Here is a 20,185-nt window from a genome sequence, read left to right as displayed (position 1 = left end):
CCGCCCGGCATACGTTTGCCGACCGAAACTGGCGCGCTCGGTAAAAATCCAGCTAATCCATGATCTTAGGATTTATAGGATAACATTGCGTTCTTCCCAGATCGTGATATCAACTATCACAGCATGAGACGGATACGGGAGTTGTCCGCGCATGCCCGAGGACGTGAAAAGGAGAGGATGTTTCCATGAAGGTAACCCTGCAAGCCATGCTGATGCTCAGCGCGTCGACGCTCAGCCTGTCGCCGGCTTTCGCTCAGACCGCGGCGGCGGATCAGGCAGCGCCGGTGACACCGGTTACCGATAGCAGCGCCGCGTCGCAGGACGATCAGACGGCTCCCGACATCGTCGTCACCGGCTTCCGCAAATCCTATATCGACGCGTTGCGGATGAAGCGGAACGATCAGGGTATTTCCGACAGCATCTCATCCGATGGCCTCGGCCGCTTCCCCGATCTCAACGTCGGCGAGGCATTGCAGCGGGTACCCGGCGTGCAGATCAACCGCGAGGCAGGGTCGCGCGATGCCACCATCAACCTGCGCGGCCTGCCCGGGACCTATGCCCGCTATACGATCAACGGCCAGTCCTTCGCCGATCCGATCCTCGACAGTTCGACGCCGCTCGGCGCGTTCAACGCCGATGTCTTTTCGGCGATCGCCGTCAAGAAGACGATCGCGCCGACCGATCAGGCTGGGGGCCTGTCCGGCATCATCGACCTGCAGATCGCGCCCGCGCTCGGCCGCAAGGACGGCGGCTTCTTCAAGATCGCCGATGAATACAATACGCTCGGCAAATACAGCAGCCCCGCGATCACCGCCGGCTACAACAAGCATCTGACCGACAATCTCGCGGTCTTCGGCGTCGTCGCCTACAAGAAGGAACGGTTCCGCCGCGACACCATCTTCTTCAACGCCTATTCGCCGCTGTCGCCGACGACGACGCCCAATTTCGCGCAATATGCCGATTATTACTCGCCGCTCAACGCCAACGGCAGCTGTCCGTCGGGCAAGGTCTGCGCGGCGAACGGCACCGGGGCGAAGGGGACGACGGGCGTGCTCTTCGCCTCCGACCAGCGCCAGTCGGTCAAGTTCAACGAAGGCGACCTGTTCACCGCCGCCGCCGGCGCCGAATGGACACCGACCGAGACGCTGCGCTTCGGCGTCACGGGCTTCTTCACCAAGCGCGACCTCCAGAACAACATGACCAATCTGTTCGAGGTCGACATGCGCTCGAACCTCGCGGTCATCAGCCCGACGACGGCGCCGGTCGTGCAGGCGGATGGCAACGCCTATGTCCAGGGCGTCAACTATGCCAATGCGCAGGTCAACGATTCCGTCCGCGCCGAGCCGCTGCTCGAACAGATGTGGGACGGCATCGCCACCGGCGAATGGAAGAACGACGGCTGGCGCGTGTCCGGCACGCTCACCAATTCGCGCGGCGAGAACAATTCGGTTCAAACCCAGATCGACATCCGCAACCTGCCCAGGGCAGGCGGCAACGGCGTCAGCGGCGTGTTCAATTCGGGCGGCGCCTCGATCGGGGACTACCAGCTGTCGCTTGCCCGCAATCCTGCCGTGGTGATCCCTGCGGGTCCCTGGACGTGGAGCGCCGCCAACCAGCCGACGCAGATCGCGGCCAACGGCGACCAGCTGATCGTCGCGGGCAGCTCGGGCTACGGCCTCAACCGCCTCACCGCCGCGCAGGGCGAGGTGGAGCGCGACGTCGGCGTCGCGCTGCTGAAATCGATCGTGCTCGGCGGCCGCTACGAGCGGACGACCTATACCTCGCAAGGCTATCGCACGAGCGCCAAGGGCGTGCAGACGCAGAACATCGACGGCGGCTTCCTGGGCAGCAATCCCTATGCCGGCTCCTACTTCGGCGGCTCCGTGCCGGGCTCGTTGTCGAACTGGCCGCAGCTCAACTACACCTACATCGTCTCGCGCCTGCAGCCGGTGACCGCCGCACCGGGTGACGTGGTGACGCCGACCGGCTGGATCAACGATCCGACCAACGCCGCCTTCGCGCTCTACAATTTCTCCGTTCGCAACACCATCGCCGCCGGATACGGACAGGCGAACCTCGCCTTCACCATCGCCGGCATCGCCTTCAGCGGCTATGCCGGCGTGCGCTACGAACACACCAGCCAGCTCATCAACGCCCAGTCGAAGCAGGTCGGCCCGAACGGCAGCGTCGTCTACGTGCCGCAGCAGTTCCGCCAGGATTACGGCAACTGGCTGCCGTCCGCCTATCTGTCCGCCGACCTCACCGACACGCTCGTCCTGCGCGGTGCCTATTACAAGGCGTTCGTCCGCCCGCAGCCGCGCAACCTGACTCCGGCGACGACCGTCAGCACCAACTCCACGGGCTATGCGATCCAGTACGGCGGCTACGACCTGAAGCCCTATTCGGCGACGTCGCAGGACCTGTCGCTGGAGTGGTACAACCGCCCCGGCGGCCTGTTCGCCATCGCCGGCTATCGCAAGGTGATCCGCAACCTGATCTCGCCCGAAACCCGGCTGTCGCGGCTCTGCCCGGCGGATGCCAGCCAGTTCGGGCTGGGGCAGCTCACCACCGTCGGCACCACCTGCTACAGCAACCTGCTGGTCAACGGCCAGCCGGCGATCGTCACGGCAAGCGGCAGCTTCAACCAGCCCAATCCGATCACCGTCACCGGGCTGGAGGTGACCGCCCAGCAGAACTTCGACTTCCTGCCCGGCATCCTCCGCAATCTCGGCGGCCAGGTGAACTATTCCTATACCAGCATCACCGGCACCAACGCCGACGGGAGCAAGGCCGTGCTGCCCGGCGTATCCAAGAACAACGTCAACATCATCGGCTATTACGAAAGTCCGTTCATCGGCCTGCGCGTGATCTACACCTGGCGCGACCAATATTCGCTGGTGGGCGGCAACAGCTTTACCGGTGGGGCAAGTTTCGTCGCGCCGCGTGGACAGATCGATTCGTCGCTGTCGCTGAAATTCTCCGAACGCTATTCGCTGTCGCTCGATGCCTTCAACCTGCTCGACGCCAAGCGCATCCAGTATCAGGTGGTGCCCGCCATCCCGCGTCAGGCGGATTATGACGGCCGCACCTTCACCCTCAGCGTCCGCGGGACCTTCTGAGGACATGGCCGTACACGCGGTGCCGCGCACGTGTCGCGGCACCGCACCGCGTCCCGATCTGTTGCAACGGAGTATCATCGTGTCGACATCACCGAACCGGGCATTCCCGATCGCGCTCGCACTGGCGCTGGGCGTCGCCGCCGCGTCACCCGCCTCGGCGCAGGGCACCGTGCCGCCGGCGCGGGGCATGGCCGGCGCTCCCGATCTGGCGGCGATCGACCGCGTCTGGTCCGGGCAGAGTTCGCGCTTCGCGCTTGCCGTCACCGATACGACGATCTTCGTCGCTTATTACGACGCCACCCGCCAGATGACGATCGCCTCGCGCCCGCGCCGCGGCGGCGGCTGGGTCTATTTCAAGGTCGACAGCTGGGTCGGCTGGGACAGCCACAATTACATCGCGCTGGCGGTGGATTCGGCCGGGCAGATCCACGTCGTCGGCAACATGCATGCCGATCCGCTGGTCTATTACCGTACCCGCATTGCCGGCGACGTGCGCAGCCTGGTACGCGTGCCGGTCATGGCCGACGCCGCGGCGGAACGCAGCATGACCTATCCCGTCTTCCTCACCGGTCCGGACGGCCGGCTGGTATTCAAATATCGCGACGGCCGCAGCGGCAACGGCAACGAGATCTACGATGTCTACGATCCCGCAGCGCAGCGCTGGAGCCCGCTGCTGGCCAAGCCGCTGACCGACGGCGAGGGGCATCGCAACGCCTATTTCATGGGGCCGGTGCTGGGCCCCGACAAGCTGTTCCATATCGTCTGGGTCTGGCGGGAATCGCCGATGGCGGAAACCAACCACGATCTGTCCTATGCGCAGAGCCGCGACCTCGTCCACTGGACCCGCGCCGACGGCACGCCGCTCGCCCTGCCCATCACCGTGAAGAGCGCGGAGATCGTCGATCCCGTGCCCGTCGAGGGCGGCATGATCAACAACAACACGATCATCGGCTTCGATCCCGCCGGCCGTGTGATGATCACCTACCACAAGTTCGACGCGGCGGGGAACACGCAGATCTATGTCGCGCGGAACGAGGGCAAGGCAGGCTGGCACATCGCGCAGGTCAGCGACTGGCAGGGCTTCCGCTGGGATTTCCGCGGCGGCGGCTCGCTCGACAGCCGGCTGTTCGTCAGCGGCGCGGTGCCGGTCGGTCGCGACCGTATCCGCATATCGGTGATCCGCGACGGCGAGCCGATCGATTTCGTTCTCGACGCCGCGACGCTGAAGCGCGTGGCCGAGGTGCCCGGCAGCTCGCTGCAGCGGCAACTCGCCGCATCGGTCCCGGTGCCCGCCGGCATGGTGCTCAACACGGTCGAGGACACCGGCTCCTCCGGCATAGCCCTCGCCTGGCCCACCCGCCCGGCCCATCGCGACGAACCGAGCCGCGACATCCCCGATCCGACGACGCTGCTGCTGGTCACTCCCGGCAAGACCGCGCCGCGCTGACGACCCCATGGGGTCACCCGGCGCATCATGAGCAGCGAATGCTCGGCCCGGACCGTGGGATGTCGATGATCTCCGCTCGACGCAGCATCACGCGTCGGCGGTGCCACCCACGGTAGCGCACGCCCCCACCAGGCGCGAGACGGCGGCGGATGCGGCGGCGATGGAGCGGACTGGAAACTGTCCTCTGAACCACGGCCCCCGGCGGAGGAACGGGAGCGTAGTCTTGTGAACCCCAGCAACACACGGCGATCCACCGATGCTACGACCGTCATCGGCCGCAACCGGCTGTTATCAGATAACCCATCCGGCATGCCTGGAGCGCCCGCGCGCTGTGTGGCATACGCAGCCATTGACAGGCGTGGGAATGTCGTATGATAAATCTCAGGTCGGGTAGGTGGATCCGTCGTGGACATCGCAGGGACCATCATCGCGCGGGCGCCCCTGCCAGCCCGTCGCATGCGGATTTGCGTCACAATACCCCGGAATCAGGATGACCAAGCGTTTATGGACATGATCTCTGCGTCGCCCGCCTGCAGTCGCCACGCATGACGGAGCGCGATGGTGCCACGCCATCCACGCGGCGGCGTGGCCATTCCGGTCGGCAAGGCGTTGTCGAAGGCACGGGCTCCGATCATCTCACGCGATCGAATGCCGTGTCGCGGCGTGCGACGCTCGGCCTGATCGGCACCTTGCCCGTCCTCACGATGAGCGGTGCGGCGGCGCAGGCAGAGGCATCGACCACCGGAACCGACTGGCTCGCCGCCTACAATCCGGTGTGGACGAGCCAGAGCACCCGTTCGCTCGATTCCATGCCGTGCGGCGGCGGCGACATCGGGTTGAACGTCTGGGTCGAGGGCGACGACGTGGTGTTCTACATGGCGCGCAGCGGCGCGTTCGACGAAACCAACAGCTACCTGAAAATGGGCCGGATCCGGCTGCGGTGCGACCCGAATCCCTTTGTGGCCGGCGCCGTGTTCCGACAGGAATTGAAGCTGCGCGAGGGACTGGTCGAGATCGCTGGAGAGCTCGGCGGCCAGGCGGTGAAGATCGTCATCTGGGTGGAGGTGCATGCGCCGGTCATCCACGTCGAGGTGGATGCCGCGCAGCCGCTGTCGGTGGTGGCGACCTATGAAAACTGGCGCACGGAGGACCGCCCCTACACCAAGGGCGAAGTCAGCATGCACCGATCCTATATCGACAGCCCGGTGCCGCCGATATCCTACCGCGACGAAACGGGTTTCGCTGGCAACGACGTCCTGTCCTACCATCGGATGCGCGACGTCTACACCGTCTTCGACCTGGACGTGCATTACGAAGGGCTGGATGCGGTCAAGGCAAAGCTTTGGAATCCGCTCAAGGACCTGACCTTCGGCACGCTGGTGCATGGTGCGGGCTTCGTGCCGGACGGGCAGTCGCGCGGCACCTATGCGAGCACCGCGTTCACCGGCTGGCGATTGAAGAGCCGCCGGCCAGCCAAACGGCATGACCTGCGCATCTGCCTCCACATCGACAATGCGCCGAGCCTCGCGGCGTGGCGCAAGGGGATCATGGCGCTTGCGGTTGCGGACGCGGCCGCCGTCGCCAGGGCGCGACGTCGGACGCGCGACTGGTGGGCCGAATTCTGGGCACGCAGCCGGATCGCGATCATGCCCGACGCCCCCGATCCAGCATCGGCTGCCTGGCGCGTGGGGCGCAACTACCAGATCTTCCGCTACATGCTCGGCACCAACGCCTATGGCCGCTGGCCGACCAAGTTCAACGGCGGCAATTTCACCGCCGATCCTGAATATGTGAACGCCAAGCATCACGCGACGCCGGACTATCGAGCATGGGGCGGCGGGATGTTTACTGCCCAGAACCAGCGGCTGGTCTATTTCCCGATGCTGAAGAGCGGCGATTTCGACATGATGCGGCCGCAGTTCGAATTCTACGAAAACGCCCGCGGCAATGCGGAGATACGCACGCGCGTATATTGGCAGCACGAAGGTGCCGGCTTCGTCGAACAGATCGAGAATTTCGGCCTGCCCGGCGCCCGCGATTACGGATGGACGCGGGGGCCGGGGACCGAGCCCGGCGTAGAGGACAATCCCTATATCGGCCGCCTGTGGGAAACGGCGCTGGAATTCTGCCTGATGATCCTGCAATTCCAGCAATTCACCGGGCTCGACATCACGCGATACATTCCGCTGGTCGAAAGCTGCCTCACCTTCTTCGATCAGCATTTCCAGCGCGAGGGGATGCGGATGCAGGGGCGCGCCCTCGACGCGCAGGGGCATCTCATCTTCTATCCCGGCACGGCGGCGGAAACCTACAAGGATGCCTATAATTCCGTGGTGACCATTGCCGGATTGCGGAGCGTCATCGACGCGCTGCTGGCGTTGCCGCTGCACTATCTCGGTGCGGAACGGCGCGCGTTCTACGAAGGCTATCTGAGGCGCATCCCGCCTATCCCGATCCGGACCATGCAGGGCCACCGTACCATCGCGCCCGCAATCCTGTTTTCCCGCATCCAGAACCAGGAGATCCCGCAACTCTACCCGGTGTTCCCGTTCCAATTCTATGGCATCGGCCTGCCCGATATCCAGCTTGCGATCGACACCTGGCGCTACGGCGTCGATCAGCCGGCACAGCGCCATTATATCAGCTGGCATCAGGACAACATCTTCTGCGCCCGCCTCGGCCTGGTCGAGGAGGCGCGCGACCTCACCATTCGCAAGCTCGACGATGCGACCGGGCGGCGCATGCCGACCTTCTGGGGACCGGGCCACGATTGGGTTCCCGACCATAATTGGGGCGGGTCGGGGATGATCGGGTTGCAGGAGATGGCGATGCAGACGGTCGGCGAGGCGATCTACCTGTTTCCCGCCTGGCCACAGGATTGGGACGTCGACATCCGCCTTCATGCGCCCGACCGCACGATCGTCGACGCGCGTCCGCGGGGCGGCAAGATCGAACGGATCGATGTCATGCCGGCCCGGCGGCGTGCCGACGTGCGCCTGCCTGCCTGGGCGACGTAACGCGGCGTCACGCGGCGCAGCGGACGCACGATGCATCAGCGGCAGGATATCTCCCGTCCGTTGCCTGCACCCTGTGGCGTCGCGCCGATGTTCACCTCATCGGGCGCGACGCCGTGATCGTCACGGCTGCATCGCATCGGCAGGCGATCCCGTCGCCTGGGCCGGCCGCGCGCGCTGGGGCGTGGTGCCCTCACCCGCAAAGGGCGTCAGGCGGAAGGCGATACGGTCCGGCCCGCTTTTGGTGCGATATTGCGGCAGCGGCTTGCCCCATTCGCTCCACTGCGTATCGCCGCCGACACCCCATTGCGCCGAATCGACCAGCAGCGTGCCATGGTCGCGCGGCACGATGTTCGTGGATTTCCACGTTCCCGGCGCGTGCCGATCGAGATCGGCGTAAGGGAAGGCGAGGGCGTTCATCATCAACGGCCGGTCGCCCTGGATGCGCAGGCCGCCGGTGCCGCCCGGTCCCGCGCCGGACACCTCCATCCAGCGCACGTCGACCTTGTTGCCGGTTTCCTGGGGCCGGATGTAATCGTGGTTCTGCGCCGCGATCGCACCGCGCCACAGGCCGATGGGCGCCGAGGTCTTGCGGTCGACATAGCTTTCGTGAGGGCCGCGCCCGTACCATTCGACGGTGGTGAGGTCGGCCGGCAACGCAAAGGCCATGCCGACGCGGAAGGGCGGGGGCAGGTCCTGCTTCAGCGGCGTGAGTTGCCCGGTCACCTCCACGCTGCCGTCGCCAGCCATGGCATAGCGGGTGGTGAACGTCGCCGCACCATCGCCCAGCACGTAGTCGACGCTGACCGCATTCCCCTCCACACGCACGTCGCGCACGCCGCGCTGGTCGCTCATCGTCTTCCACGCCGCCAGTTGCCGGTCGGTGCCGATGCCCACGTCGTTATCGGTCACGGCGCGCCAGAAATGTGGGGTGCCACCGCTCGCGAGCGTGCGGCCACCGCTGGCGTAGCGCAGGATCAGGCCGGTGCGGCGATCGATCGCCAGCGTTGCCGTACCTGCGGACAGCATGATCGCATCGCCTTCGTTGCGCACCTGCACGTCGCGGGCGGCGGTGACGGGCGGCGTCGCCGATGGCGCAGCGGAGGGGGTAGCGGAGGGGGCGGCGGGCAGGGCGAACTGCTCCCAGCCGATGACCGCTCCGGCATCGACCGCCGGGATCGTATCGGCCTTGGCACGCGCCCGCACGGTGACGAAATATTCGTGTTCAGGGCTGCGGGGCAGCGCCGCCGGCGGCAATGTGATGGTGCCGGCCTGGCGTGCGGCAGCGGCGACGCCTGGCAGCGTGCCGTTCGCCACCGCTATGCCATCCTCGTCCAGCGTCCAGTCGAAGGTGAAGCCGGCAAGGTCGCGAAAGTCCTGCCGGTTGCGCACCGTCAGGCGGCCGGTCGCGGGATCGAAGCCGTCGAACTGCACCGGCGCATAGACCTTGCGCAACTCGTAGAACTGGGGGTTGGGCGTGCGGTCCGCCTGCAACAGGCCATCGCCGAACTCGATGTCGCCGCCGGGATTGGGCCCGTATTCGCTGCCGTCACCCCAATAGCGCCGCCCGTCCTTGGTATAGCGGTACATCGACTGGTCGACCCAATCCCAGATGAAGCCACCCTGCAGCTTGTCGGGATACGCGTAGATCGTATCCCAATATTCCGGCAGGTTGCCGCCCGAATTGCCCATCATGTGCGCATATTCGCACTGGATCATCGGCTGCTTGAAATCCCAGTTGACGGCATAATCCGCCATCTTGGCGGCGGGATCGTACATCGGCGCATAGATGTCGGCATACCAATTGGGGCGATGATCGCGCAGCGTGCCCCAGCCGAGATAGCTGATGAGGCGTCCGGGATCGCGCGCCCGCGCCGCGGTGGCGGCGGCTGCGAAATTCTGGCCGATGCCGGCTTCGTTGCCGAGCGACCAGAAGATCACCGACGGGTGGTTCTTGTCGCGCTCGACCATGTTGACCGCGCGCGCGACATGCGCCGCCTTCCACGCCGGGTCGAAGCCGATCTGGTAATAGCCGCGCTTGTCCGGACGTGCGTTGCCGGCCTGCATGTATTCATGGTCTTCGAGGTTAGCCTCATCCATGACGTAGAGGCCGTAGCGGTCGGCGAGTTCGTAGACGTACGGATCGTTGGGATAATGCGAAGTGCGCAGCGCGTTGACGTTGGCCTGCTTCATCAGCCGGATGTCATGTTCCATCGATTCACGGCTGATGACGTGAAAGGTTTCGGGATCATGTTCGTGGCGATTGACGCCGCGGATGGTGATCGGCCGACCGTTGACGGTGACCAGGCCATTGCGGATGGCGACGGTGCGGAAGCCGATGCGCGCATAGGTCGACTGGATGATAACGCCCTTGGCGTCGTACAGCTCGACCAGGAGGAAATAGAGGTTGGGCGTCTCGGCGGTCCACGGCTTTGCCTGCGGCAGACGGCCGGTGAGCGTGACCGTGCGCTCCGTCCCGCCGCGTGCCACCGGTGCGCGGCCCTGCAGCACGGTGCGCGCGCCGTCCATCAGCACGTAGCGCGCGCTGGTCGCCGCGCCCGGCGTCACCGCCATGTCGATCGCCACCGTGCCGGTGGTGTAGTTGTCGTCGAGGCCCGCGTGAACGAAGAAGTCGCGAATGCGCGTTCGCGGCGCCGCCATCAGGAACACCTCGCGCTCGATACCGGACACGCGCCAGAAATCCTGGTCTTCCAGATAGCTGCCGTCCGACCAGCGATAGACGCGGATGGCGATCGTGTTCTTTCCCGGCTTCACGAACCGGGTGACGTCGAACTCGCTCGGCAGCTTGGAATCCTCCGCATAGCCGACCTTCGCGCCGTTCACCCACACGTCATAGGCGGAGCCCGCCGCGCCGATGTGGAGGATGACGTCGCTGCCGCTCCACCCGGCAGGCACGTCGATGTCGCGCCGGTACGATCCGACCGGGTTCGTCGCATGCGGGACCAGCGGACGGTTGGCGGGGAAGGGGTAGGTGGAGTTGTTGTAGCGGGCCTGATCGACGCCGTGCGCCTGCCAGTCGGCAGGAACGGGGATCGTCTTCCAGCTCGATACGTCGAAGCCGGGCGCTTCGAAGCCGGTCGGCAGATGATCGGCGAACGACAGGTCGAACCGCCAGTCGCCGTTCAACAGCAGAAATCGGTCGGACTTCGTGCGATGGCCGGCGATCGCCTTCGCCCGCGTTTCGAAGGGAAAGCCGGTGGCACGGGCGGGCAGTGTGTTGACGTAATTGACCGCCGGATCTTCCCAATCGGGGCGGGCGGGGTCGACCTGTACCGGCGCGACCCGCACGTCGTCCTGCGCCGCCGCCGGGGTGGCGGCAGCGGCACAGGCGAGGGCGATCAGGATTTCGCGTCGGCGGGAACGTTGCGTCATGTCGGCGTCCTTGCCAGTGGCGGCCCGGCGGGCCGAGGGAAGCGCCGGGCGAACGCGCGACGCGAAGGTGAGGCGATCGGCGTCAGGCGAGCGCGGACACCGCGCAGACATCCATGTCTTCATAGTCGAGGTTCTCCCCCGCCATCGCCCAGATGAAACTATAGGCTCGCGTGCCGGCGCCCATGTGCACCGACCAGGGCGGCGAAATCACCGCCTGCTCGTTGGCGACGACGACGGCGCGCAGGTCGTCCGGCTGCCCCATGAAGTGGAAGACGCGATCGTCCTCGCCGAGATCGAAATACAGATACACCTCGCTGCGGCGATCGTGAACGTGCGGCGGCATGGTGTTCCACACGCTGCCCGGCTTCAATCGGGTCAGGCCGACGCACAGCGCGGCGCTGGCGCAGCGGCCCGGCAGGATGAGCTGGTGGATGTGGCGATCGTTGGCGGTATCGCCGCTGCCGCGTTCCATATGGGGCACGTCGGCCAGCGTGATCCTGCGCAGGGGGCAGGGCATATGGGCCGGCACGCTGAGCAGGAAGAAGCGGGCGCCCTCGCCGGTGAAGGCGACGTCCTGCGTCCCCATCGGCACGTAGAGCGCGTCATGGCGCCCGAGGTCGATCGCCGCGCCATCGACCAGCACCTGCCCCGCCGCGCCGACGTTGACGATGCCGAGTTCGCGCCGTTCGAGCAGCGACCTGCCGGCGGCACTCGGCGGTTCGGTCGGGCGTGGCAGCGCCAGCGGCCGGCCCTGCGGTACGGCCGAGCCGATCACGAAGCGTTCGTCGTGCGCATAGGTGAGCACGATCTCACCGGCGCGGAACAGGTCGGTCACCAGATACCGGTCGCGCAGGTCGGCGCCGGAGGCCGTCGCCATCATGGCGGGATGGGTGGCGTGGAAGGTCCTGGCGTACACGCGCGCCTCCGTCACTTGCCGCTGCGATCGAGCGCGGCGACCTGCGTCGCCGCCAGCAGAAAGGCACCCACGCCGTAATATTGCGTGTCCGCCGCCTCGACCTTCTCCGGCCGGTCGCTGACCTGCTGGACCCAGCCGAGCCGGCCGTCGGGCTGGATCGCACGCTCCAGCGCCGCCCAGCCGCGGCGCGCGACGGGCTCATATGCGGCGCGGGGCAGCAGTCCGCTGTTCACGCCCCAGGCCATGCCATAGGTGAAGAAACCGGTACCGCTTGCCTCCGGCGGTGACCCTTCGGGCGCGAGCAGCGATGGCGCCCAATAACCGTCCGGCTTCTGCAGCGTCTTGAGCGTCGCCGCCATCTCGCGGAACAGCGCCTCCAGGCGCGCCCTGTCGGGACTGGCCTTGGGCAGCAGCGGGATCATCCGTGCCATGCCGGCGAAGACCCAACCGTTGCCGCGCGCCCAGAATTGCTTGCGCTGCTGTGCATCGCGCCGTTCGAAGAAGCGGCTGTCGCGGTAATAGAGGTGCTCGACCGGATCGTAGAGGAAGGCGGTCGTCGCCCAGAATTCCTTCATCGCGAACGTGCGATAGCGCGGATCGCCGGTCAGCCGGGTGAGGTCGAGCATCGCCGGCGGCGCCATGAACAGCGCATCGCACCAGCACCAGCGCTTCAGGCACTCCGTTTTGCCATAGCCGCCGGGCGGTACGTAGAAGGCGAGCGTGGTCGTCGCCGGCATGTTCACCACCCGATCGAACGTCGCGCGGGTGGGACCGATCGCCGCCTTGCCCGCGCCGTGCGTCGCGGCCCACAGATATGCCTGGGTGATCGCATGATCGTCCGCGAAATAGGGGTTGGCGCCCGGCTGCCATCGGTTGGCGCGTCCCATCGCCAGGATCGCCTCGCGGATGCGCGGCGGGCCGCCGGCATCGGCAAGCGCGGTCATGCCGATCCAGAAGACCGCCTGTTCCCACGCCCGCGGATTGCGCGTTTCCCCGGTCGCACGACTGACATGCGAGGCATCGGCCAGCCGGGCGAGCTGCCAGTCGGCCAGCGTCACCGCGGCGGCCATGGGCGCGCGGCGCTGGACCTGCGCCGTGGCCACGGCGGGGGCGACGACGGACGCCAGCGACGCGGAAACCGCGGCAAGGGCACGGAACATCATGCGACACTCTCCTCAAGCGCCACCCGCACCGGCGCAAGCCGCGGGCTGACGATATGCAACGCGGCCAACGCCAGCAGATAGGCGCAGCCCGCCACGGCGAAGACCGGGCCGTAGCTGCCCGATACGTCCAGCACATGGCCGACGAACTTGGCGATCAGCATCCCGCCGATGGCGCCCGCGGTGCCGCCGATGCCGACGACCGACGCGACGGCATTGCGCGCAAACAGGTCGGACGGCAGGGTCAGCAGATTGGCCGAAAAAGCCTGGTGACCGGCGGTGGCGAGGCCGATCACCGCAACGGCGAGCCAAAGGTCGTCGATATGCTGCACGGTCACGATCGGCAGCACCGCCAGCGCGCAGCCCAGCATCGTCGTCTTGCGCGCGGCATTGACGCTCCAGCCGCGCCGGATCAGCCGTGACGACGCCCAGCCGCCGATCACGCTGCCGGCATCGGACATCAGGTAGATGACGACGAGCGGCGGTCCGAAGCTCTTGAGATCGAGGCCGTAACGCTTGCCGAGGAAGTCCGGCAGCCAGAACAGGAACATCCACCAGATCGGATCGGTCAGGAACTTCGGCACCGCATAGGCCCAGGTCTCCCGCACCGCGAACAGGCGCAGCCAGGGGATCGCCGGGCCGGCGCGCACCGGATCGCTGCGGATCAACGCCAGCTCCGCGACCGAGACGCGGGGATGCTCCGCCGGCCGGCGATACAAGGCGAGCCACGCGACGAGCCAGACGATGCTGAACGCGCCCGTCGCGACGAAGGCCGTCCGCCACCCCCAGGCAAGCGCGATCGCCGGAACGAGCAGCGGCGTGACGATCGCCCCGACATTGGCACCGGCGTTGAACAGGCCGACGGCAAGCGCGCGTTCGCGCTGCGGAAACCATTCGGCCACCGCCTTCAGCCCGGCAGGGAAGTTGCCCGCCTCGCCGAGGCCGAGCGCGAACCGCGCGACCGCGAACTGCACGACGCCGTGCACCAGCCCGTGCGCCATATGCGCCAGCGTCCAGAACGAGAAGGCGATCGCATAGCCCCAGCGCGCACCGACCGTGTCGATCATCCGTCCGATCGCCAGGAAGCCGATCGCATAAGCCGCCTGGAACCAGAAGACGATGTCGGCATATTGCCCCTCCGTCCAGCCGAGATCCTGCTGGAGCAGCGGCTTCAGCACGCCGATCATCTGGCGGTCGACATAGTTGATCGCGGTTGCCGCGAAGAGCAGGGCGCAGATCGTCCAGCGATAGCGCCCGGTGCGTTCGGTGGTTGGCGTATCCGTCGTCCTCATCCCCATCCCTGGACATGCTTCAAGAAGAAAGAGCTTCCGGGTGAACCCCGGACGCCCAAATACCCACGGCCTCTCGCTTGAGCGCGAGGCCTTCGGCGAGGCTGCGGCGGAAACCAGTGACGATGATGTCGTTGGCATCGTCCTGTGCCTGGGTTTGCCCGCTTTGCGCAGCGGCAGCGGCAGGGGCAGGGGCAGGGGCAGGGGCAGGGGCAGGGGCAGGGGCAGGGGCAGGGGCCTCGACGTTCGGCACCGGCTGTACACCCGCGGCCTCGGCGCCAGCATGCTGGGTGGTGGTGGGTGACGACTGGCCTGACGCCGGCGTCGCGATCAGCAGCGCGGTGATCGCCGCGGTGGATACTGTGGATACGAGCACACCCTTGACCATCGATCCCTCCTTCTGCGCGGTTTGTTCCACGGCTTGATGGTCAAGTTATCATATGAATATCAGGTCCCGTCAATCATGGACCGTTCGGCGCTCGCCCGCCGCGTCCATCGTCCGGCTCAGTTCGGTGTGGCGGCTGAGGCTTTCGCGCATGTGGTCGCGTGCCGCGGCGCGCGCGCCCTCCACGTCCATCCGGACGATCGCGCCGACGATCGCGTCATGCTCTGCACGGACGCGTTGGACGTAATCGCGTTGCACCTCGTCCGACTGGCCGCGCAGGTACAGGTTGCGCGGGGGCACGAGGCGGGTGCCGAGAAAGCCGATGAAGCGCGGGAAATTGTCGTTGCGCGTCGCGTGCGCGATGGCGAGATGGAAGCGTGTGTCGGCTTCTGCGGAGGCAACCGGATCGTCGGCCTGATCCGCCATGTCGCGCAGCGCCGCGTGCATCGCGTCGATATCGTCCAGGGTGCGGCGCGAGGCGGCGAAGGCGGCCATCTCCGCCTCGATGGCGAGCCGCATCTCGAGCAGCTTGATGACGTCCGCCAGTTCGCGAAGGTCGTCGCGCGTGATCTGGAACGCCTGGTAATGCGCGCCCTCCGCGACGAACACGCCAGAGCCCTGCCGCGCCACGGCGATGCCCTGCGCCTCCAGCCGTGCCACCGCCTCGCGCACCACGGTCCGGCTGACCTCCTCGTCTTCGGCGATCTGCTTTTGCGTCGGCAGTCGCGATCCGGGAGGGATCCGCCCCGTGCGAATCCGCTCCTCCAGCTTCGCGTACAGCGCGTCAGCGAGCGATCCTGTCTTGGCCACGTCCATCCTTTACGTCGAAGGAGCGCGTATCGCCCGCACCCGACACGTCCGGCGGACATGCTTGGCAAGATTGATACGATCAATTAGGAGGCTAGCGTCTCTGGAGAGGAGCGACAAGTGTCCGGTATCCCGTCTGCCGTCATCGCCATGCTTCTGGGCCTTGCCGCCCCCGCAGTCGCCCAGGACGCCGGCAAGGCGGTCGCGGAGCGGCCGCTGCCGGCGCCTGCGGATCGGACCCCGCGCGCCGTCGCGCAGATCGCGGACTATCGCTACGGCGATCTGCTGTGGGAAAACGACCGCACCGCCCATCGCATCTACGGCCATCCGCTGGAGGCGATCGAGCCGCCGTCGGGATCGGGCATCGATTCCTGGGGCAAGACCGTCGCATGGCCCTTCGCCGATCGGCAACTGCGCATCGGCGACCAGCACGCCTTCCATGGCGAGGGCCTCGATTTCTACAATGTCGGCACCGGTCGCGGTGCCGGCGGCCTCGGCATCTGGTACGACAACAAATTGTGGACGTCGCGCAACTTCGTCGGACACCGCATCCTGGCGAGCGGCGGCAAGGTCGCCGACTTCACCGTCGATTACGCGCCCTGGCCGGTCGACGTCGGCCGCCGGGTGTGGGAAACGCGCCGCTTCACCCTGCCGCTCGGCACCCAGTTCACCCGTCTGGTATCCACGCTGTCCTCCGACACGCCGGAGCCGCTGATCGTCGGCATCGGGATCGGCAAGCGCACCGTCACCCAGGGCGCGGGCGAGTGGACCGTCGACCGGGCGCGAGGGCTGCTGTCGTGGTGGAGTCCGCCCGATGGCGATCATGGCCGGATGGGGATCGCGATCCGCGTCGACCCGGCGATGATCGTCGACGTGAAACAGGATGCCGACAACCAGCTGCTGCTGCTGCGCGTCACGCCGGGCAGACCCTTCGTCTATTATTCCGGATCGGCGTGGAGCAAGGGGCAGGGGGGCTTTGCCACCCGCGCGCGATGGGACGACTATGCGCGGGGCGAACGGCTCGATTTCACCGTGCCGGGGGCAGCGCGATGAGTGGCGGGATCGATCGACGCGGACTGATCGGCGGCCTCGCGATGGGGGCCGGCCTTGCCGCGGCGGCGCCTGCCTATGGCAAGGCGGCGCCGCGCGATCCGCAGGCGCCGCTGGGCGACGGCGCCGGCGACCGCGCCTACTCGCTCGATCTGCTGCGGCGCATGGCGGAGCCGGTGCTGGGACGGATGGCTCGGGGCGTGCTGCAGCGCGAATGGAAGCCGGAACTCAGCCCGACCTGGGACGGACGCAATCCGCGCGTCGCCTATCTGGAGGCATTCGGCAGGCTGATCGACGGCATGGCGCCCTGGCTGGCGCTGCCCGACGATCCATCCGCCGAGGGGCGGCTGCGCGCCACGCTGCGCGCACAGGCGCTGGCGAGCTATGCGAACGCGGTCGACCCCAAGAGCCCGGATTACCTGCTGTGGCGGGGGCACGGCCAGGCGCTGGTCGATTCGGCCTATTTCACCAGCGCGTTGCTGCGCGCGCCCAAGGCCTTGTGGGAGCCGCTCGACCGGGTGACGAAGACGCGCATCGTCGAGGAGATCAAGCAGCTGCGGCGCATCTCGCCGCCCTACCAGAACTGGCTGTTGTTCGCCGCGATGAACGAGGCGTTCCTGTTCGCGATCGGCGAGGATTGGGACCCGATGCGGGTCGACCTGACGATCAAGAAGATGCTGGAATGGTATGTCGGCGATGGCTGGTATGGCGACGGCGAGCATTTCCACTTCGATTATTACAACAGCTACGTCATCCACCCGATGCTCGCGCAGATCCTGGCGACGCTGGCGGCCGGCAAGCCATCGTTCAACAACCTGCGGGTCGCAGAGGTGCTGGCGCTCGAAACCAAGCGCATGCAGCGCTATGCCGAAAACCTGGAGCGGATGATCGGCCCCGACGGCGCCTATGCGGCGATCGGCCGATCGCTGACCTATCGCATCGCGGTGCATCAGCCGTTGGGCTATCTCGCCTGGCACGGGCAGCTCCCGGCGACCCTGCCGCCCGGTCAGGTGCGGGCAGCGACGACGGCATCGCAGCGCCGGGTGTTCGCGGACCCGAGCAATTTCGATGCCGACGGATTCCTCACCATCGGCTTCACTCGCCATCAGCCATCGCTCGGCGATATCTATTCCAACGCCGGCAGCATGTACATTGCCTCGGAAGGTCTGTTGGCGCTCGGCCTGGCGCCGTCCGACCCGTATTGGACCACGCCTCCGCAATCCTGGACGATGCGCAAGGCCTACGCCGGCGAGGATTTCCGCAAAGATTATTACGTCAATTACTGAGCTTGTCCGACGACGCTACAGGTAGGGGCAGAGCGTTGCGTGCGGGAAACGACCCCACGGCCGCCTTTCGCCATCGCAGGTGGGTCGTCCTGGACATGACGGTCGACTGCCCAGGACTGATCGACATCCAGAATGAAGGACCCTCTTCATCCTCCTCCACGAGGGCAGCTATCGCATATGTGATGACGGCTGCCGGCTGCCGGCTGCCGGCTGCGGGTGAAGGGGCATGCCGTCCCGGTAATCTTCGTCACCCCGGACGCGTTCCGGGGTCCACCGCGCCGCAAAATCCATAGCGTATGGGTGTGCGGCACGGTGGGTGCCGGACCAGGTCCGGCATGACGGAGGATCGGAGAACACCGTCCCGGATCGGACAGCCCATATGCGATAGTCCCGCCCTGGCGGGGATTGAATGTCGATCAGCCCTGGCCAGTCTCAGCGAGTAGTACCAAAATCGTTCATCGATAATCTTTCATCGATCCTTGTCTGTCATGCGCGTCCGGACAAGACAGGGCCGTCGCTCGGGTGGCGATCCGCCATCGGACGAGGTTTGGTCTCAGGGCGCATAGCTGTCCCGGTAACGGCCGACGGGGTCACGCCCGAGGCGTCGCCCGGCGAACCATCCAGACCGTAAAAGGCGGCGCAGGTCCCGCCGAGGATGCGGCTCCGCTCCGCTTCCGTCAGCTGCGCGCACCAATCTTCGATCGCGCCGGTCACCGATGCGAAGTCAGCGGCAAGCGAGCATACCGGCCAGTCGGACCCGATCATGCAGCGATCGGGGCCGAACCAGTCGACCATGGCGGCGAGATAGGGGGTCACCGCCTCGCGCCAGTCCGCCGCCGCACCGGGAAAGGTGGCTGCGCCCGACAGCTTGCACCAGACATTCGGCCGCCGCGCGATTTCGCTCATGCCCGCGAGCCACGTGCCGCGGTCGGTGCCGCGCAAATCGGGCTTGGCCATGTGATCGACGACGAACGGCTGGTCGGGCAGTGCATCGACGAGGCGGGTCGCGGCGGCCAGATGCTCCGGCTTGAGGAGGAGATCGTAGGTCAGCCCATAGCGTGCGAGCAGCGATACGCCGCGGACATGGGCGTCCGACGCAGCGAAATCGGGGTCCGGGCGGTCATGGATAAGTGTGCGCAAGCCCTTCAGCCGCGGCTCGGCCGCGTACCGGTCGAGCGCGCGTTCGACATCGGGCGCGCACAGGTCGATCCACCCCACGACGCCTTTGACGAGGGGGCAGGCGGTGGCGATCGCGAGCAGGTCGTCGGTTTCCGCCGTCATCTCGCGCGCCTGCACGGCGACTGTACCGTCATAGCCCGCCGCCGCCAGCAGCGGCGCAAGGTCGGCAGGCCCGAAGTTCCGGCGCAGTGCGGCCGCCCCCCCGTCCATCCAGACGTAATCCTGCGGATGGGCGGTATAGTCCCAGAAATGCTGATGCGAATCGATCTTCATCAGTACCAGTCCTTGCCGGCGACGGGGTGGAGCACGGCGCGAACGTCGCGCACCAGATCGGCGTCATAGGGTTCCTCGCACCAGGCAGCGTTGCGCAGCACCGATGCCGGGTCCGCCGAGCTGAACATCGTGGTGGGGATGTCGGGGTTCCGGGTGGCGAACTGGAACGCGACCTTGCTGATCGACGTGCCGCGCGCTCGGCACAGTTCCGCCGCGCGGCGGAACACGGCCCGGTCGGCCGGTGTGGCCGGGTGCCAGTCCGGTGGCCCGCGGTCGGTCAGCAGGCCGCTGCCGAAGGGGGAGGCATTGATGATCCCCACGTTCTTTTCCCGCGCGAGGGGGAGGAGGTCGAGCAGGCGGGTATCATGCAGCCCGTAATGATTGTGGATCAGCCCCGCATCCACCGGATAGTCGGTCAGAATCCGGTGCCACAGGTCGACCGGATAGATGCCGAAGCCCACCGCGCCGATGCGCCCGTCCCGCTTCAGGTCGAGCAGCGTGTCCAGTCCCTCGCCGAGCGCCTGCTCGATGTGCGCCCGGCCGTGATATTCGATGTCGTGCAGGTGGACGATGTCGAAATAGTCGGTGCCGAGGCGGCCAGCACTTTCCGCCAGGGATGCCCGGATCGCGCTGCGGCTGTAATCCAACCGATCCGCGCCGTACCGATCCGGGTCGGTCGTCTTACCGACCTTGGTCGAGAGGCGGTATCGGGTCCGCGGCACACCGTGCAGCGCCTTGCCTAGGGTCAGGACTCGTTGATCACAGCCAGAAGATGACGGTGGCAGCGAGGGCAATAGCGGAGAGGAAGGCGGTCGGGCATCGATCGTAGCGGGTAGCAACCCGGCGCCAGTCTTTGAGGCGGCCGAA

At 66.8% G+C, this 20,185-nt stretch carries 13 protein-coding genes and 1 pseudogene; 5 read left to right on the top strand and 9 right to left on the bottom strand.

Going from position 1 to position 20,185, the window contains the following annotated elements:
* The first annotated feature begins 185 nt into the window (after positions 1-185).
* The 3 genes from ACTZQ5_RS13565 to ACTZQ5_RS13555 all read left to right on the top strand — a co-directional run bounded on the left by ACTZQ5_RS13565 (position 186) and on the right by ACTZQ5_RS13555 (position 7,583).
* Entirely contained in the window at positions 186-3,119 is a 2,934-nt protein-coding gene (locus ACTZQ5_RS13565; RefSeq protein WP_443585675.1) for a TonB-dependent receptor, read from the top strand.
* A 79-nt stretch (positions 3,120-3,198) separates the two neighbouring features.
* Entirely contained in the window at positions 3,199-4,566 is a 1,368-nt protein-coding gene (locus ACTZQ5_RS13560; protein WP_443585674.1) for a BNR repeat-containing protein, read from the top strand.
* 653 nt (positions 4,567-5,219) lie between these two features.
* Positions 5,220-7,583 (top strand): DUF5703 domain-containing protein, encoded by a 2,364-nt coding sequence (locus tag ACTZQ5_RS13555; protein WP_443585673.1) that lies wholly within the window; start codon positions 5,220-5,222, stop codon positions 7,581-7,583.
* A 120-nt stretch (positions 7,584-7,703) separates the two neighbouring features.
* Here ACTZQ5_RS13555 and ACTZQ5_RS13550 read toward each other — a convergent pair whose 3' ends face one another.
* The 6 genes from ACTZQ5_RS13550 to ACTZQ5_RS13525 all read right to left on the bottom strand — a co-directional run bounded on the left by ACTZQ5_RS13550 (position 7,704) and on the right by ACTZQ5_RS13525 (position 15,539).
* Entirely contained in the window at positions 7,704-10,973 is a 3,270-nt protein-coding gene (locus ACTZQ5_RS13550) for a glycoside hydrolase family 2 TIM barrel-domain containing protein (protein WP_443585672.1), read from the bottom strand.
* Between the two features lie 82 nt (positions 10,974-11,055).
* Entirely contained in the window at positions 11,056-11,889 is an 834-nt protein-coding gene (gene kduI, locus ACTZQ5_RS13545) for a 5-dehydro-4-deoxy-D-glucuronate isomerase (protein WP_443585671.1), read from the bottom strand.
* Between the two features lie 11 nt (positions 11,890-11,900).
* The gene (locus tag ACTZQ5_RS13540) at positions 11,901-13,052 is read right to left on the bottom strand and encodes a glycoside hydrolase family 88/105 protein (protein ID WP_443585670.1); all 1,152 of its coding nucleotides are present in this window, start codon (positions 13,050-13,052) and stop codon (positions 11,901-11,903) included.
* The gene (locus ACTZQ5_RS13535) at positions 13,049-14,341 is read right to left on the bottom strand and encodes an MFS transporter (protein WP_443585669.1); all 1,293 of its coding nucleotides are present in this window, start codon (positions 14,339-14,341) and stop codon (positions 13,049-13,051) included. The genes ACTZQ5_RS13540 and ACTZQ5_RS13535 overlap by 4 nt, the downstream gene beginning before the upstream one ends.
* Positions 14,342-14,360: 19 nt before the next feature.
* Positions 14,361-14,726: a hypothetical protein gene (locus ACTZQ5_RS13530; RefSeq protein ID WP_443585668.1), complete on the bottom strand. Its 366-nt coding sequence runs from the start codon at positions 14,724-14,726 to the stop codon at positions 14,361-14,363.
* 69 nt (positions 14,727-14,795) lie between these two features.
* The gene (locus tag ACTZQ5_RS13525) at positions 14,796-15,539 is read right to left on the bottom strand and encodes a FadR/GntR family transcriptional regulator (RefSeq protein WP_443585667.1); all 744 of its coding nucleotides are present in this window, start codon (positions 15,537-15,539) and stop codon (positions 14,796-14,798) included.
* A gap of 111 nt (positions 15,540-15,650) precedes the next feature.
* Here ACTZQ5_RS13525 and ACTZQ5_RS13520 point away from each other — a divergent pair, with 111 nt between their 5' ends.
* Both ACTZQ5_RS13520 and ACTZQ5_RS13515 read left to right on the top strand, forming a co-directional pair.
* Positions 15,651-16,583: a DUF4861 family protein gene (locus tag ACTZQ5_RS13520; protein ID WP_443585666.1), complete on the top strand. Its 933-nt coding sequence runs from the start codon at positions 15,651-15,653 to the stop codon at positions 16,581-16,583.
* Positions 16,580-17,866 carry a DUF2264 domain-containing protein gene (locus tag ACTZQ5_RS13515; RefSeq protein WP_443585665.1) on the top strand — a complete coding sequence of 429 codons (1,287 nt, stop codon included), beginning with the start codon at positions 16,580-16,582 and terminating at the stop codon, positions 17,864-17,866. Before ACTZQ5_RS13520 ends, ACTZQ5_RS13515 begins: the two co-directional genes overlap by 4 nt.
* 486 nt (positions 17,867-18,352) lie before the next feature.
* On the opposite strand, the gene ACTZQ5_RS13510 is transcribed toward ACTZQ5_RS13515, so the two are convergent.
* The 3 genes and pseudogenes from ACTZQ5_RS13510 to ACTZQ5_RS13500 form a co-directional block, all read right to left on the bottom strand.
* Entirely contained in the window at positions 18,353-19,318 is a 966-nt protein-coding gene (locus ACTZQ5_RS13510; RefSeq protein ID WP_443585664.1) for an amidohydrolase family protein, read from the bottom strand.
* Positions 19,318-20,112: an aldo/keto reductase gene (locus ACTZQ5_RS13505; protein ID WP_443585663.1), complete on the bottom strand. Its 795-nt coding sequence runs from the start codon at positions 20,110-20,112 to the stop codon at positions 19,318-19,320. Before ACTZQ5_RS13505 ends, ACTZQ5_RS13510 begins: the two co-directional genes overlap by 1 nt.
* Positions 20,078-20,185, bottom strand: a pseudogene (locus tag ACTZQ5_RS13500) (IS5/IS1182 family transposase); the annotation flags it as partial. The gene ACTZQ5_RS13505 and the pseudogene ACTZQ5_RS13500, both read right to left, overlap by 35 nt.

The organism is Sphingomonas cellulosilytica (assembly GCF_052321755.1).
GTDB lineage: Bacteria > Pseudomonadota > Alphaproteobacteria > Sphingomonadales > Sphingomonadaceae > Sphingomonas.
This window is presented reverse-complemented; position numbering and strand designations above follow the sequence as displayed.

Bases quoted from the DNA above. Each gene is read 5' to 3' on its own strand.
- ACTZQ5_RS13565 (WP_443585675.1), top strand. From the start codon at position 186: ATGAAGGTAACCCTGCAAGCCATGCTGATGCTCAGCGCGTCGACGCTC.
- ACTZQ5_RS13550 (WP_443585672.1), bottom strand. From the start codon at position 10,973: ATGACGCAACGTTCCCGCCGACGCGAAATCCTGATCGCCCTCGCCTGT.
- ACTZQ5_RS13540 (WP_443585670.1), bottom strand. From the start codon at position 13,052: ATGATGTTCCGTGCCCTTGCCGCGGTTTCCGCGTCGCTGGCGTCCGTC.
- ACTZQ5_RS13535 (WP_443585669.1), bottom strand. From the start codon at position 14,341: ATGAGGACGACGGATACGCCAACCACCGAACGCACCGGGCGCTATCGC.
- ACTZQ5_RS13530 (WP_443585668.1), bottom strand. From the start codon at position 14,726: ATGGTCAAGGGTGTGCTCGTATCCACAGTATCCACCGCGGCGATCACC.
- ACTZQ5_RS13525 (WP_443585667.1), bottom strand. From the start codon at position 15,539: ATGGACGTGGCCAAGACAGGATCGCTCGCTGACGCGCTGTACGCGAAG.
- ACTZQ5_RS13515 (WP_443585665.1), top strand. From the start codon at position 16,580: ATGAGTGGCGGGATCGATCGACGCGGACTGATCGGCGGCCTCGCGATG.
- ACTZQ5_RS13510 (WP_443585664.1), bottom strand. From the start codon at position 19,318: ATGAAGATCGATTCGCATCAGCATTTCTGGGACTATACCGCCCATCCG.